Source organism: Bacteroides cutis (assembly GCF_900241005.1).
GTDB classification, from domain to species: Bacteria; Bacteroidota; Bacteroidia; order Bacteroidales; family Bacteroidaceae; genus Bacteroides; species Bacteroides cutis.
On record NZ_OEST01000005.1, the window covers coordinates 233,673 to 248,115 of the forward strand.

13 protein-coding genes are annotated in these 14,443 nt (G+C 42.5%); 12 read left to right on the forward strand and 1 reads right to left on the reverse strand.

What is annotated here, in order from left to right; all coding sequences use genetic code 11:
* Window positions 1–53 precede the first annotated feature (53 nt).
* Entirely contained in the window at window positions 54–845 is a 792-nt protein-coding gene (locus C1A09_RS12280) for a Cof-type HAD-IIB family hydrolase (protein ID WP_101544620.1), read from the reverse strand.
* Between the two features lie 118 nt (window positions 846–963).
* On the opposite strand from C1A09_RS12280, the gene C1A09_RS12285 reads away from it, so the two are divergent.
* The 12 genes from C1A09_RS12285 (at window position 964) to C1A09_RS12340 (ending at window position 14,080) form a co-directional block, all read left to right on the forward strand.
* On the forward strand, window positions 964–1,857 hold the full coding sequence (locus tag C1A09_RS12285) for a prenyltransferase (protein WP_101544624.1): 894 nt from the start codon (window positions 964–966) through the stop codon (window positions 1,855–1,857).
* On the forward strand, window positions 1,854–2,468 hold the full coding sequence (locus tag C1A09_RS12290) for a CPBP family intramembrane glutamic endopeptidase (RefSeq protein WP_101544627.1): 615 nt from the start codon (window positions 1,854–1,856) through the stop codon (window positions 2,466–2,468). Before C1A09_RS12285 ends, C1A09_RS12290 begins: the two co-directional genes overlap by 4 nt.
* A 95-nt stretch (window positions 2,469–2,563) precedes the next feature.
* Complete coding sequence (locus C1A09_RS12295; protein ID WP_101544823.1) at window positions 2,564–3,730, forward strand: MalY/PatB family protein; 1,167 nt, start codon at window positions 2,564–2,566, stop codon at window positions 3,728–3,730.
* Between the two features lie 169 nt (window positions 3,731–3,899).
* Window positions 3,900–4,856, forward strand: coding sequence for an SPFH domain-containing protein (locus C1A09_RS12300; RefSeq protein WP_101544630.1), 957 nt, complete (start codon window positions 3,900–3,902; stop codon window positions 4,854–4,856).
* Between the two features lie 11 nt (window positions 4,857–4,867).
* A complete protein-coding gene (locus tag C1A09_RS12305) occupies window positions 4,868–6,229 on the forward strand; it encodes an alpha/beta hydrolase (protein ID WP_101544633.1) in 1,362 nt (453 codons plus the stop codon).
* A 78-nt stretch (window positions 6,230–6,307) separates the two neighbouring features.
* Window positions 6,308–6,520 carry a type II toxin-antitoxin system antitoxin gene (locus C1A09_RS12310; RefSeq protein WP_101544636.1) on the forward strand — a complete coding sequence of 71 codons (213 nt, stop codon included), beginning with the start codon at window positions 6,308–6,310 and terminating at the stop codon, window positions 6,518–6,520.
* Between the two features lie 265 nt (window positions 6,521–6,785).
* The gene (locus tag C1A09_RS12315) at window positions 6,786–8,153 is read left to right on the forward strand and encodes a putative porin (RefSeq protein ID WP_101544638.1); all 1,368 of its coding nucleotides are present in this window, start codon (window positions 6,786–6,788) and stop codon (window positions 8,151–8,153) included.
* 26 nt (window positions 8,154–8,179) lie between these two features.
* Complete coding sequence (locus C1A09_RS12320) at window positions 8,180–9,364, forward strand: imelysin family protein (RefSeq protein WP_101544641.1); 1,185 nt, start codon at window positions 8,180–8,182, stop codon at window positions 9,362–9,364.
* Window positions 9,365–9,473: 109 nt separating this feature from the next.
* The gene (locus C1A09_RS12325; protein ID WP_101544825.1) at window positions 9,474–10,907 is read left to right on the forward strand and encodes a di-heme oxidoredictase family protein; all 1,434 of its coding nucleotides are present in this window, start codon (window positions 9,474–9,476) and stop codon (window positions 10,905–10,907) included.
* A gap of 46 nt (window positions 10,908–10,953) precedes the next feature.
* The gene (locus C1A09_RS12330) at window positions 10,954–12,165 is read left to right on the forward strand and encodes a porin (RefSeq protein ID WP_101544645.1); all 1,212 of its coding nucleotides are present in this window, start codon (window positions 10,954–10,956) and stop codon (window positions 12,163–12,165) included.
* Window positions 12,166–12,189: 24 nt separating this feature from the next.
* A complete protein-coding gene (locus C1A09_RS12335) occupies window positions 12,190–12,909 on the forward strand; it encodes a hypothetical protein (protein ID WP_101544647.1) in 720 nt (239 codons plus the stop codon).
* 19 nt (window positions 12,910–12,928) lie between these two features.
* Window positions 12,929–14,080, forward strand: a complete 1,152-nt coding sequence (locus tag C1A09_RS12340; protein ID WP_101544828.1) for a Rid family hydrolase — start codon at window positions 12,929–12,931, stop codon at window positions 14,078–14,080.
* The last annotated feature ends 363 nt before the right edge of the window (window positions 14,081–14,443 follow it).

A 14,443-nucleotide genomic window follows, 5' to 3' on the forward strand; every position in this document is an offset into this window, starting at 1 on the left:
GTTAATTACTGGTTACAAATTACAAGAAAGATGTTATTGACGATTATCTATTATTAGTCAATTATCTTAAAGTGTCTCATTGCATTGGCTATGCCATTATCGTCCACTCCGGTCGTTACATAATCGGCTGCCGCTTTCACGTCATCTTTGGCATTTCCCATTGCAATACCGATACCGGCATAGCGTAGCATACTGATGTCATTACCTCCATCTCCGAAAGCCATCGTTTCTTCCAAACGAATGCCGAAGTGACAGATAATCTCATCTATACCTTTTTGTTTGGTGTTTCCTTTGGCTGTGATGTCCACAAAAGCCGGAAACCATCGTCCTATCTCACAATTGGGGATGGACGGAAGTATTTCTCTTTCTTCCTCTTCTGTTATAAAAGGTGTCATCTGGAAAATTTCTCCGATTTGTAACGCTTCTTCGGGAGTTCGTGCAGGTATCACGTCCACCTTCAGGAAGTCGTGAAAAATCTTTTTTACCAATTCATTGGGGTGACAAACACATATATCGTGTTCACCTACCACAATACAGGGAATATTTTTGGAGGTACAATAATTCATTAATACCTCTATATCCGCAGTAGGAATCGTACTTTTGTAAATCACCTCTTTATCTACGAAACAATAACCACCGTTCATTGTGATGTAACCATCTATTAGTCCGCGATCTTGCAGTACAGAGAGATTGTTAATGATAGTTCCGGGGCGTCCGGTCGAAATGAATATCTGTATACCTTTGGCTTTGGCGGCAGTCAAAGCTTCAATCGTAGAAACCGGTATTTTATGGGTTTCGAAGCTTACCAAAGTGCCATCAATGTCAAAAAACAAGGCTTTTATCATAAGTGTCTCTTTAATTACTTGTGTGCAAAAGTACTTAAAAAGCGAAGATATTTCGTACTTTTGCAAGCAAATAAATGATAATTTCGGTTTTAGAAAAAACATTAATTTTAGGATTATAATGAAGAAACATTCTTTTAAAGATTGGTTGATAGCCGTCCGCCCATGGTCGTTTCCCGCATCGGCAATGCCGGTAATAGTGACTTTGGCATATTTGTTCTGTATGAAAGAAAACATCGATTGGACAAACGGTATTTGGGCTTTGCTGAATATCATAATCTTTCATGCTGCAGGAAATACATGGAGTGACTATTTCGACCATAAGCGAGGTGTCGATGCCCGGGATACATTCGGTGCTAAAACCCTCACTGCTGAAATGTTTCTCCCGAAAGAAATCTACCGGTTGGCATTGGGGTTGTTGGCGGTTGCTGTAGTTGCTGGTGTCATGCTGATGTTTCGTACTGGACTTCCTTTGTTGTGGATAGGCCTTGGAGGAGTGGCATGTTCTCTTCTTTATCCTCCTTTGAAGTATAATGCACTGGGCGATGTGGTTATTTTTATGGCGTATGCCTTGCTTCCTACATTAGGTACGGTATATGTTGCCACTCTGGCTATCAATTGGGATGTACTCTGGATAGCCATTCCCGTGGGGTTGATTACGGTAGCTATTCTTCATGCCAACAATACGCGTGATATGTACACCGATGCTCGTGCAAATATCAGTACCTTAGCCATGCGATTGGGAGGTAAAGTATCCGTGTTCCTGTATTGTGCCGAAATCCTGTTCCCCTTCGGATGGGTGGCAGGTTGTGTCGCTTCCGGGACTTTCCCCTTGTGGACGCTTCTGGTTTTACTGGCTTTGATACCCGCTATCGGTAATGTACGTGTCATGTCGCAGTATTCCAAGAAAGGGTTTTCTGTCATTGCCAATTTGGATGAGATGACGGCTAAACTTCAATTGTTGTTCAGTCTGATATTCGCTTTATCATTTGTTTTAGCTGCTTTGTTGTCATGAATAAATTAGTTTTTACCATCTTTTTGGCAGCTGTGTTGTGGACGGTTATGTTCTCGCCCTGGACTGCCCCATTTGTCAATTTCTGGTGGATGATGACCGGTTCGGCACTCACCTTGTCTATATTCGCTACTTTGTTCTCTCGTGGCTGGTGGCGAGATGTAAAGTGGAGCCTGTCGAACATTCTGTTGGGCTTTGGCGTTGCCATTGCTTTGTGGTGCGTGTTCTGGATAGGAGATAAAGTTTCTACCTGGATATTCGATTTTGCACGTCCTCAGGTAAACCTGATTTACGGGATGAAAGAAGGGGAGTCTCCCTGGCTACTGACCGCATTGATGTTGTTTTTGATAGGACCTGCCGAAGAAATATTCTGGCGTGGCTATGTACAACGTACTCTTTCCGAGCGTTGGAACCCTAACAAGGGCTTCATGGTGGCAACCACTTTGTATGCTTTGGTACATGCCGGTTCTTGTAACTTTATGCTGGTTATGGCGGCATTGGTGGCCGGTGTGGTATGGGGAGCACTTTACCGCTTTTTCCCAAATCGCTTTGCTGCCATCATACTTTCGCATTCTTTATGGGATGTAGCGGTCTTTATATTTTTCCCGATATAATTAACTCAACCACAGATTACGTAGATTAACTTATATTTTCTCTCATCTTATTTATGTTGACTCTTGTAATCTCTGATGATAAAAATAAACTGATTATGAAGTATAATTTTGATGAACTGATAGAACGTCGCGGCACTGACTCAGTGAAGTGGGACGGAGCGAAAAATGTTTGGGGACGTGATGATTTGCTTGCCATGTGGGTGGCTGATATGGACTTTCGTACTCCTCCTTTCGTAATGGATGCCTTGCGCAAGCGGCTCGAGCATGAAGTGTTGGGGTATACTTTCGCTTGCGAAGAGTGGTATACCTCCATCTGTAACTGGCTGTACAAACGTCATCAATGGGAAATTACCCATGAAATGTTGACTTTTGTACCCGGTATAGTTCGTGGACAAGCTTTTGCTCTGCAATGTTTCACCAATCCGGGAGACAAAGTCATGGTTATGACTCCGGTATATCATCCTTTTTTTCTGGTTACCGAGCGCTTGGGGCGTGAAGTCGTGTATTCTCCGCTTGACTTGTGCGACGGTCAATATCAAATTGATTTCGAACGTTTCAGTCGGGATATTCAAGGTTGTAAAGTACTTATTCTCTGTAATCCCCATAATCCAGGTGGCCGTGTGTGGACTGTAGAAGAATTGCAACGAATAGCCGATATCTGTAAAGAGAGCGGTACGCTGGTTATTTCGGATGAGATACATGCCGATCTGACTCTTCCACCTTATAAACATCATCCTTTTGCCACAGTTTCGGAGAATGCAGCACAAAACTCTTTAACTTTCATGGCGCCTAGCAAGGCTTTTAACATGCCGGGGCTGGGCAGTTCCTATGCCATAACCATCAATACCGATATTCGGCATCGTTTCCAGCAATTTATGGAAGCCGGAGAGTTCTGTGAAGGCCATTTGCTGGCATATATCGGAACTGCCGCTGCTTATATGCAGGGTGAAGAGTGGTTGTCACAGCTGCTTGATTATCTGAAAGACAATATCAATTTTACCGAGAATTACTTAAAAGAACATGTTCCGGGTATCAGTATGATACGTCCGCAAGCATCTTATCTCATTTTTCTGGATTGCCGTGCATTAGGTTTGTCACAAGACGAACTGACAAGGCTTTTTTCTGAAAAAGCCCATCTTGCTTTGAACGACGGTACCATGTTCGGTAAACCCGGCAAAGGCTTTATGCGGTTGAATGTAGGTTGTCCGCGTTCGGTATTACAGCAGGCATTGAACCAGTTGGCTATCGCTGTCAAACAGTGATAAAATACCTCATATAGGTATATATCTCTAAATTTATTTTAGCTTGTTGATAAAAATGCAAAAAAACATACTCTTAATATTAATTAAATATATACCTCCCCTTGATGGCAGACTTAAATAAAATAATATATTTGTGATATTGAAATGATATCAATTAAATTTATGTGATATGGAAGCAAAAGAATTGGATTTCAAAGGTTTTAAGATAAATGGCTTTTTAGCTTTATTTCTCCATCTGGTGGTACTTACAGCTGTGATAATTTTCGGTTTTATCACAAGTATTCCTACACTTGTACTTTCTGTGTTCTTAACTGTTGTATGGTTTATTCTTTTTGCGGGTTATATGCAGTTGGAACCGAATGAAGCTCGGACTATGGTGTTTTTCGGAAAGTATAAAGGTACGTTTAAGGAAACTGGTTTTTTCTGGGTTAATCCATTTCTTGATAAGAAAAAATTGTCGTTGCGTGCGCGAAATCTGGATGTAGAACCTATTAAAGTTAATGATAAAATAGGCAATCCTATATTGATTGGTTTGGTATTGGTCTGGAAATTGAAAGATACCTATAAAGCGATGTTTGAGATTGATTCGCAAACAATGGCGGCATCGGCTTCATCGACAGGTAACGCCAATCAGATTAGTATCGGTAATGCGGTTGCCAATCGTATGAATGCTTTTGAAAATTTCGTGAAGATACAGAGTGATGCTGCTTTACGGCAAGTGGCAGGACAATATGCATACGATGATAACGAGGCTAATACGGAGGAATTGACGCTTCGTTCTGGCGGAGAAGAAATCAATGAACAGTTAGAGCAAAAATTGAATGAGCGTTTGGCTATGGCAGGTATGGAGGTGATAGAAGCCCGTATCAATTATCTGGCTTATGCTCCTGAGATAGCAGCTGTGATGCTCCGCCGTCAGCAGGCTTCAGCCATTATTACGGCGCGTGAAAAAATTGTGGAAGGAGCGGTTTCTATGGTAAAGATGGCACTTCATAAACTTTCTGAGGAGGAGATTGTTGAACTGGATGAAGAAAAGAAAGCTGCTATGGTTAGCAATTTGTTGGTAGTGCTTTGCGCGGATGAAGCTGCACAGCCGGTTGTAAATGCCGGAACACTGAACCATTAAAGACTAAGAAAATGATAAAGACTCAAAAAGTGTATCGGTGTTTTTTTCTGCTGTGTTTCTTATGGAGTAATGTTTATGGTATCTTTGCGCAAGATGCCAATCGCGTTCGTGCGCAGCATATTTATGAATGGTTTGCGGCAGGGCAGGGCGATAGTATTTATATTGCTTTGAATAAAGAGTTGCAAGGAAAATTATCTCCAGTGATGTTCAATGGTACCTTTCGAGAGACGGAGAAAGTTTTCGGCAAGTTACAATCAAAAAGTGAGTGGCAGACGGAAAACGTCCAGGGGGGGACCCTTTATTATTCCGATTTGAAATTTGAACGGTACGATTTCCGTTTTATACTTGCTTTTGATGCGGATGGAGCGATGAATACGATCCGTCTGTCTCCAGTGCCGGCTACTTCTGTTACCCCTTCTGTAGCGTATAATGAAAAGAAGATGTCAGAACGGGATATCACCGTAGGTGCCGAAGGATTTCAACTGCCGGGTACACTGACTGTACCGAAGTTTGCTACCGTTGCCGAGGCACGTAAAGTTCCGTGTATCATTCTGGTACATGGCTCCGGTCCTCACGATCGTGATGAAACCATAGGACCTAATAAACCTTTCCGCGATATTGCCTGGGGATTGGCGGAACGGGGTATTGCTGTTATCCGTTATGACAAGCGTACAAAAACTTATGGAGCTGATTGTGTTCCCGCCGGCCGTGTGCTCGATTATGATACGGAGGTAGTAGATGATGTCCTTTCCGCCGTGGCTTTGGCAAAAACTCTGCCGGAGATTGCATCGGATAGTATCTATGTATTAGGACATAGTTTAGGAGGGACATTGGCTCCTCGCATAGCCGAACGTTCGAAGGAGTTGGCTGGGATTATTGTTCTTGCCGGATTGGCTCGTCCGTTTGAGGATGCCGTTGAAGAGCAAACTGTTTATATCATGTCTTTGGCGCCTGCTTCGGCTGAAGCCAAAATGCAGTTCGCCGACTTGAAAGAACAATTGAATAATGTAAGAAAATTGGGAACCAATGCTTTTGATGAGCAGATACCTCTGCCCTTGAATTTGCCTCGTTCCTATTGGGAATTTGCCAATGCTTATAAACCGGTGAGTGTAGCTGCCAAACTAAAGCTTCCTATCTTTGTTCTTCAAGGTGAACGCGATTATCAGGTGACCATGGAAGATTTCGCATTCTGGCGTTTTGGCCTATGGCGAAATAAGAATGCCTTTTTCAAGTCTTATCCCAAGCTGAACCATCTTTTGCAAGAAGGAACTGGAAAAGCCACTCCGATGGAATATAGTCGGGCTTCATCTGTTCCGGCTTATGTGCTGAATGATTTAGCGGCATTTGCCCACGGAATCCGGAATATGTTTTAGTGTATATCTTTTAATGGGTAATCAAAGAAATAAAGCAATTCAATTGTAATTAGTAAATCATAAAATTAGAAATAAATCGTGGCTAAAAAAGACACTTCAACTAAAAGCTTCGTTCTACGTGTAGATACTGCAACAATGGATGCTATTGAAAAATGGGCAGCCGATGAGTTCCGTAGTACTAACGGACAGCTCCAGTGGATCATCGCTGAGGCTCTCCGGAAGAGTGGGAGGTTGAAGAAAACTAAATCTACTTCTTTTACTGACTCCGAAGAGAAGGAACAAGAGGAATAGACCTTATATTAATTGTTTATTGTATTCTTGTTTTTAAGTACAAACAAAACCGCATGAAATGCGTTTGTTAATCTATTGTCTGTTTGTTACTTTCTTCCCTCCCCAAACACGATGTTGTTTGAACATGGAGTTTTTAGGTAAACACATGTATATATTCATTACCCTACCTAATTGTTGTTGATTTTTATTCTTTTTCATTATTTTTAGGTATTTCCCGTGTTTTCTCTTCCCTCTAACTTTGTCCCAACAAAATTTAAGATAAAAGATGAGAAAATTAACGGGTTTATTTGTTTTGTGTTTTTTACTTTCTACTAATACTTTACTGGCTGACGGATCGGATGAAGTAATCAAGGTAGAAGAGAACACTGAAATTACGGCAAAGAAAGAGACAGCAGCCACAAGTGACGGCTACAAGAAATTCCGTTTCGGTGGATATGGCGAGATGGCTGCAAGTTTTAAGGACTATGGTAACAATCGTTTTTACGGGGGTAATAATGGTAACTCCAAAGATAACCGGAACACCATTTCCATTCCTCGTTTTGTATTAGCATTTGATTATAAATTCAACTCAAAATGGATGCTCGGTGCAGAAATTGAGTTTGAAGCCGGTGGGGTAGGTACGGCATACGAAATTGAGAACTCCGAAAATGGGGAGTATGAAACCGAAGTGGAAAAAGGAGGAGAAGTCGCTCTCGAACAATTCCATATTACTCGATTGATCCATCCAGCTTTCAATGTGCGCGCGGGGCATATTATTGTGCCGGTTGGGTTGACTAATGCCCATCACGAGCCTATCAACTTCTTTGGCGTTTATCGTCCGGAAGGCGAAAGCACTATTTTACCTTCTACCTGGCATGAAAATGGACTCGAGATTTTTGGGTCGTTTGGAAAAGGCTATACAGGTTTCGATTATCAAGCGATGATTGTTGCGGGATTGAACGCTAACGGTTTTGATCGTAACACTTGGGTGGCTGGTGGTAAGCAAGGACTTTTTGAAGTAGATAATTTTACTTCGCCAGGTTATGCGTTTCGTTTGGACTATAAGGGTGTGCCGGGCTTGCGTGTAGGAGGTTCTTTCTATTATTGTGCAGATGCCGGTTCCAACTCCGACAAACTTCAGGATTATTCTACTTTTAAGGTTCCCGTAAGAATTTATACAGCCGATGCCCAATATAAAAATAGGTATGTAACGGCTCGTGCCAATTTTGTTTGGGGAAACTTGGGAAATTCATTGGCAGTCAGTTCGGTGAATACCAAACTCTCTAATAAGTCTCCATATACACGTGTCACTCCTGTCGCCAAAAAGGCGGTCAGTTATGCCGGAGAGGTTGGGGTCAATTTAAGTGCTTTTTTCAAAAGTAATAAAAAAGTCCCGGTGATTTATCCTTTTGCACGCTATGAATATTATAATCCTCAGGAAAAAGGGGAGACAATGCAGGTCATGGAATTGCGTAATAAGGTAAGCATGTGGACAGCCGGCCTGGACTGGTATGCTTTGCCCAATCTGGTAGTGAAAGCCGATTATTCAACCAGGCAGATAGGTACAAGCAAGATATTTGGAACCGGACCTTATAATAGTGAAAATGAGTTCTCTATCGGTATAGCTTATATTGGTTGGTTTATTAAAAAATGATTTTATTAACTGTTAATTTTTATAAGATGAAAAAGAATTTATTTTTTGTACCGGTACTGGTTCTGGTACTGGCTCTCGTTGCCTCCTCATGTAGTGATGACGACTCGGATCCGTGGAATGTTGATGAGATAGATTACAACTCATCCACAGCAGATGCGTGGCATAACTATATGAAGAATGTTGCGATGCTTTTGAATGACGATGCTGAAAGTCTGTATAATGCTTGGGCGGTAACCTGGAAAGAAACAGGAAAGTCTTATGCTGAATTATTCAAGACTCATGATGCCAATTTTACATATACAAATGCGGCAAGTTGTGCTCAGGAGATTGTAGAGAAATGTGCGGAGATAGCTAATGAAGTGGGTAGCGCTAAGATAGGTGATCCTTATAACCTATATATTTCCGGACGTGAAAAGGAAGCTCTATATGCTGTGGAGTCTTGGTATAGTTGGCACTCACGCGATGATTATACTAATAATATTTATTCTGTCAGAAACGCTTATTATGGTTCATTGGATGGTACTGTTGCCGGTAATTCTTTTGCAAAAGAAATTGAGGGTACAGCGATGGATATTAAGGTGAGAGCCGCTATCAAAGCAGCTGCAGATGCTATTCAGGCTATTCCTCAGCCATTCCGTAATCATATAAACAGTACTCAGGCTCAGACAGCAATGGAAGCTTGTTCTTCTTTACAGAGACTATTAAGTGAAGTGGAAGAAGAAGGAGGTGGAACAGTGGAAGCAGAAGCTACTAACCTGAAAGATTATGTCGTGAATAATATATCATCAGAAAGACTTGATGCGATAGTTAAGAACTATGTAGATGTGGTAGTTGTCCCGACTTATGAAAAATTGAAAGAAAAAAACAAACTCCTTCTTGATGCAGTGAATTCGTTAGTGGCAAATCCTACCAATACACGTTTTGAGGCTGCTTGTACGGCTTGGTTGAATGCTCGTGAACCATGGGAATTGAGTGAGGCTTTCTTGTTTGGTCCGGTAGATGAGTTAGGACTTGATCCCAATATGGATAGCTGGCCTTTAGATCAGAACGCCATTGTACAGATTATGAAGTCTGCCGATTGGAGTTCTTTGGTTTGGGGAGACGATGACTCTGATGAAGCTATTGAAGCATCTCAGAATGTACGAGGTTTCCATACTTTGGAGTTTCTACTCTTTAAAGATGGAGAAGCCCGTACGGTACCTACAAAATGAGGATTGTTCAATTGGATAATAGATTAGGAGAAGTAAGGGTGAGATTGGAAAATCTCCCTTTGCTTCTTTGGCATGTAGAAATATATTGTTTTAGAAAACAATGCAGATTATGGTAAATCATTTACTGAAATATTCATTCTTGTCTTTTTGCATATTGGCATTTACGGCGTGTGATGAGGACGGAATTGATGTAACGGATGTAACCGTACCCGACGGGTATGCGCTTTCGGCCGGTACATCAACTCTTTTTTTAAACTCATCGGTAGCATACGATACGGAAGCCAATTGGGTGAGTGGAACATATTCTACCCGTTTTACCCGTGGCGACAGGCTTTATGACAACGCCCGTTCAAGTGGTAATGATATAGGTGGTGGTTTAGGACCGGTTTATGCCGGTTATTCTTGTGGAAGTTGTCATCGCAATGCCGGTCGTACCAAGCCTACACTCTGGAGTGAAGGTGGTTCCGGCAGTTCCGGATTTTCCTCGATGCTGGTTTATATCAGCCGTAAAAATGGGGCTTTCTTTCAGGAATATGGACGTGTATTACATGATCAGGCCATTTATGGGGTGAAACCCGAAGGTAAACTGAAAGTAGAATATACTCGTGAGACTTTTCATTTTCCCGACGGTGAAGAATATGAACTTTGCAAACCCAATTATACCATTACTGATTGGTATGCCGATGAGATAGCCCCTGAAGATCTTTTCTGTACAGTACGTATTCCATTGCGTCATGTCGGTATGGGGCAGATGATGGCACTTGATCCTAAAGAAATAGAAGCTCTTGCCGCTAAGAGTAATTATCCCGAGTATGGTATTAGCGGTCGTTGCAATTATATAACAGAAAAAGGAGTGTATAGCTTGGGACTGTCCGGCAATAAGGCCCAACATGCCGATTTGACGGTGGAACTGGGCTTCTCCAGCGATATGGGTGTGACGAACAGCCGTTATCCGGAAGAAATCTGTGAGGGGCAGGTACAGGTTAATCAAGGCAGTATGATGGGACTCTCTTACGCTCAGCTCGATGTATCGACCGAGGATATGGAAGATGTAGATTTGTATATGCAGAGCCTTGGTGTGCCGGCTCGCCGTAATGTCAATGATCCACAGGTCATTAAGGGTGAACAGAAATTCTATGAGGCCAAATGTCATCTTTGCCATGTGACAACCCTTCACACTAAACCGCGTGGAACTACTTTATTGATGGGTACAAAGTTACCGTGGCTGGGTAACCAGACTATTCATCCGTATTCCGATTATTTGCTTCATGACATGGGATCTGAAATCATGGGAGTCGGATTGAATGATAATTACGTAAGTGGTTTGGCACGTGGAAATGAATGGCGTACAACACCCTTGTGGGGAATCGGGTTACAGGAAAAAGTGAATGGGCATACATTCTTCCTGCACGATGGACGTGCACGCAATTATGTGGAAGCCATTATGTGGCATGGCGGAGAAGGAGAAGCTTCTAAAAATTTATTTAAGAATATGAGTAAGGAAGACCGTGATGCACTGGTTGCATTCCTGAAATCACTTTGACCCGACAACAGTGTTAATAAGAAATAAAAAGTATATATAAGTAGTTATGAAGAAATTATTATTTTTAGTTGTACTTGCCGTAATGCCTTTGGGAGCAATGGCACAGCACGAAGAAGATACGGAAAACGGTGTGGTATCTCTGGCAGGAAGAGAAGGGTTTACCATTACAAGCAAGAAAGGAGATTTTGTGTTTAAACCTTACTTACTGGTACAGACCAGTGCCAATCTAAATTGGTATGATGATGAAGGTCTGGACAAAGCTTATAATCAGGATAATTTCGCAAGTTCCGGTTTCTCGGTTCCTTATGCTGTACTTGGTTTTACGGGTAAGGCTTTTGGAAAAGTTTCTTTTAACCTGTCAATCAATGCCGCTGCAAGTGGTGGAGCGTTGTTGCAACAAGCTTGGTTCGATATACAGTTCAAGAAAGAAATTGCCTTACGGGTAGGTAAGTTCAAAACGCCTTTTTCGCATGCCTACCTGACTACATTGGGTGAAACTTTACTTCCTCAGTTACCTGTCTCATTGACTTCTTCCGTCATTATGCCCTATTCACTGAATGCCGTGACACCGAATATCGGTACAGGTTTTGATTTGGGTGTGGAACTGCATGGGTTGGTTGGCGATAAGTTGGGTTATGAAATCGGCTTGTTCAACGGAACTGGTATTTCTGTGAATACTGCTTCAAAGACAATCAGCGACGACTGGCATATTCCTTCTTTGCTTTATGCCGGACGGTTGACTTATATGCCTAAAGGAGTGATGCCCGCCACACAAGGTAATCCGAACCGTCTGAATGAAGATAAGATACTGTTCGGATTGTCCGGTTCAATCAATGTGGAAAGTGAGAATGAGAGTACTAACGACACGCGTGTAGGACTGGAATTTGCTATGTTGAAAAATAAGCTTTATTTGGCTGCCGAGGCATACTACATGAATGTCGGTTTTACTAAACGCCAAAAGATCAATGAACATTATAATTATCTGGGTGGGTATGTACAGGGTGGTTACTTCGTGGCGCCCCGTGTGCAATTGGCTGCACGCTATGATGTCTTCAATCGTAATGGTACGGATGATGATGGGTTTTTGAACATGCCGGCTGTTGGCATGAATTATTTCTTCAAGGGATGTAACCTGAAGTTACAGGCAATGTATCAGTATGTTGCCCGTTGGGGACACGATACCCAACTCGACCGTGATAATGATAATTTGGGCTTAGCCACCCATTCGGCTACTGTTTTACTTCAGTATACATTCTAAACAAATCAAGGAGAGGATGGTATTATGAATAGGAATATTCTTTTCTTTATGGTTCTTCTTGTAATGGCTTGCTCCTCGTGTGACGAAGGGCGGATTTATGAAGAAGAAACTATTGTAATGGAGGAAGGACGTGTCGTGAAGATGACCGCTGATATCACCGGCATTGATAAATGGGCTCAGGGATATAGTATTGTAATCGCAGGTTTTAATGAGACGAGTGAGTATGCGGTTACTTCCGCCAATATTCCTGCGCCTTCCGTAGACGGGGGAACCGTTAGGGTAATCATGTCCGGTATTAGTGATGAGGTAAAGACGTTGGAGATCTGTGCGATCAATAAACTCAGGAAACGTATCGCTACCTTCTCGTCCATTGAAGCCCCGGCTACTACCGATACGATTATCATGAATGTGGGTGCTGTGGATGCCGGTATGTACAGCGCGATACAAAACAGTGTCTTCACTCCGTATTGCGCTACTTGCCACGGGGCGTCTGCCGGTAGCCCGAGTGCCAATCTTAATCTGACGAAAGGTAAGAGTTATGAAGACTTGGTCAATCATCCTTCCGTCATTGTTGACGGTAAACTCAGGGTAACTCCGGGCCATGCGGAAGAAAGCGTCCTGTATCAGATATTGAATACGGATATCAGTTCACAATGGGGGATAGACCACTTCCCGATACTTACTCCTTATCCCAATTTGTTGACCTTGATTGACGACTGGATAGATAATGGTGCTACCAAATAACGACTAATTTGATATGGAAATGAGTAACAAGAAACAACAAAAACAAATAGATAATACTTTAATCGAAATCTCTGAATATAAAGTTAAAGGCGGTATTTCGGAGTATCATATCATGATTCACGCCACTCGCCCCGAAGACACATACGAACAGCAACTGAATGCGGTTATCAATACCTATTTCACTTTACTTCAGGAAGAATTGTGTGGAGCTGTTGCCGTCTTTAAGCGTTATTTCCTGAGTGATGCAGCCAATCAGGAAGACCTGTTGCTTGCACTTACTACGGAAAGTTCGGACTGTGCGCTTTCCATTGTGGAGCAACCACCGCTGAACGGAACAAAGATTGCGTTATGGGTCTACTTGCAGGCAGGTGTGCAGACCCGGGTTCTTCACAACGGTTTGTTTGAGGTGAAGCATGGGGCTTACCGTCATTTTTGGAGTGGCAGTGTCTTGAACCGTGCCGCCAATTCAGAATATCAGACCCGTTTGTTGCTGAACGACTATGTGATGCAATTGATGGAACAGGGATGTAAATTGGCCGACAACTGTATCCGTACCTGGTTTTTTGTACAAAACGTGGATGTGAATTATGCCGGAGTGGTGAAAGCCCGCAATGAAGTCTTTGTTACCCAGAACCTGACGGAAAATACGCACTATATAGCCAGTACTGGTATCGGAGGGCGGCATGCCGACCCTAAAGTACTGGTACAGATGGACACATATGCGGTAGATGGTTTGGAGTCCGGACAGATACACTATCTATATGCTCCTACCCACTTGAACCCTACCTACGAATATGGTGTCAGTTTTGAACGTGGCACATACGTCGATTACGGAGACCGCCGCCATGTCTTTATTTCCGGTACGGCAAGTATCAATAACAAGGGTGAGGTTATGTATCCCGGTGATATTCGCAAGCAGACGGAACGGATGTGGGAAAATGTGGAAGCGTTGTTAAAAGAAGCGGAATGTACATTCGAGGATGTGGGACAAATGATTGTTTACTTGCGCGATATAGCGGATTATACAGTGGTAAAGGGAATGTATGATAAACGTTTTCCGGATACCCCGAAAATATTTGTACATGCACCGGTCTGTCGTCCGGGATGGTTGATAGAGATGGAATGTATGGGAGTAAAGACTTGCGGGAATAAGGATTATGCACCGTTTTGACCATACAGTGAAAGAGGGATACCTATTTGTGATGACTATCTCCCTGTATTATACCTAATTTGAGCGATTGCAGGATATCTGCCGATGCTGTATCTTTGCGGTATCAGAGATTTAAAGAATGAATTAGTTAGTCATAATTACGTAACCACTTTTATGAAGATAAAAGGATCCCCGTTTTCCGATGTGATATCGTGAGGCGGGGATTTATTATATATCTTTTGGGACAATAAAGGTTTGGAGTTTCCTCTTGTAGGGAACGCCCGTTTCCCTTAATGGGAATTACAGTTTCCTTTAATGGGAACTGCCGTTTCTCTTCATGGAAACGATGGTTTCCTCGGAGGGAAACGGGCATTTCCTATAAAG

Bases quoted from the DNA above. Each gene is read 5' to 3' on its own strand.
- C1A09_RS12315 (WP_101544638.1), top strand. From the start codon at position 6,786: ATGAGAAAATTAACGGGTTTATTTGTTTTGTGTTTTTTACTTTCTACT.
- C1A09_RS12285 (WP_101544624.1), top strand. From the start codon at position 964: ATGAAGAAACATTCTTTTAAAGATTGGTTGATAGCCGTCCGCCCATGG.
- C1A09_RS12325 (WP_101544825.1), top strand. From the start codon at position 9,474: ATGGTAAATCATTTACTGAAATATTCATTCTTGTCTTTTTGCATATTG.
- C1A09_RS12295 (WP_101544823.1), top strand. From the start codon at position 2,564: ATGAAGTATAATTTTGATGAACTGATAGAACGTCGCGGCACTGACTCA.
- C1A09_RS12280 (WP_101544620.1), bottom strand. From the start codon at position 845: ATGATAAAAGCCTTGTTTTTTGACATTGATGGCACTTTGGTAAGCTTC.
- C1A09_RS12340 (WP_101544828.1), top strand. From the start codon at position 12,929: ATGAGTAACAAGAAACAACAAAAACAAATAGATAATACTTTAATCGAA.
- C1A09_RS12305 (WP_101544633.1), top strand. From the start codon at position 4,868: ATGATAAAGACTCAAAAAGTGTATCGGTGTTTTTTTCTGCTGTGTTTC.
- C1A09_RS12330 (WP_101544645.1), top strand. From the start codon at position 10,954: ATGAAGAAATTATTATTTTTAGTTGTACTTGCCGTAATGCCTTTGGGA.
- C1A09_RS12300 (WP_101544630.1), top strand. From the start codon at position 3,900: ATGGAAGCAAAAGAATTGGATTTCAAAGGTTTTAAGATAAATGGCTTT.
- C1A09_RS12335 (WP_101544647.1), top strand. From the start codon at position 12,190: ATGAATAGGAATATTCTTTTCTTTATGGTTCTTCTTGTAATGGCTTGC.
- C1A09_RS12290 (WP_101544627.1), top strand. From the start codon at position 1,854: ATGAATAAATTAGTTTTTACCATCTTTTTGGCAGCTGTGTTGTGGACG.
- C1A09_RS12320 (WP_101544641.1), top strand. From the start codon at position 8,180: ATGAAAAAGAATTTATTTTTTGTACCGGTACTGGTTCTGGTACTGGCT.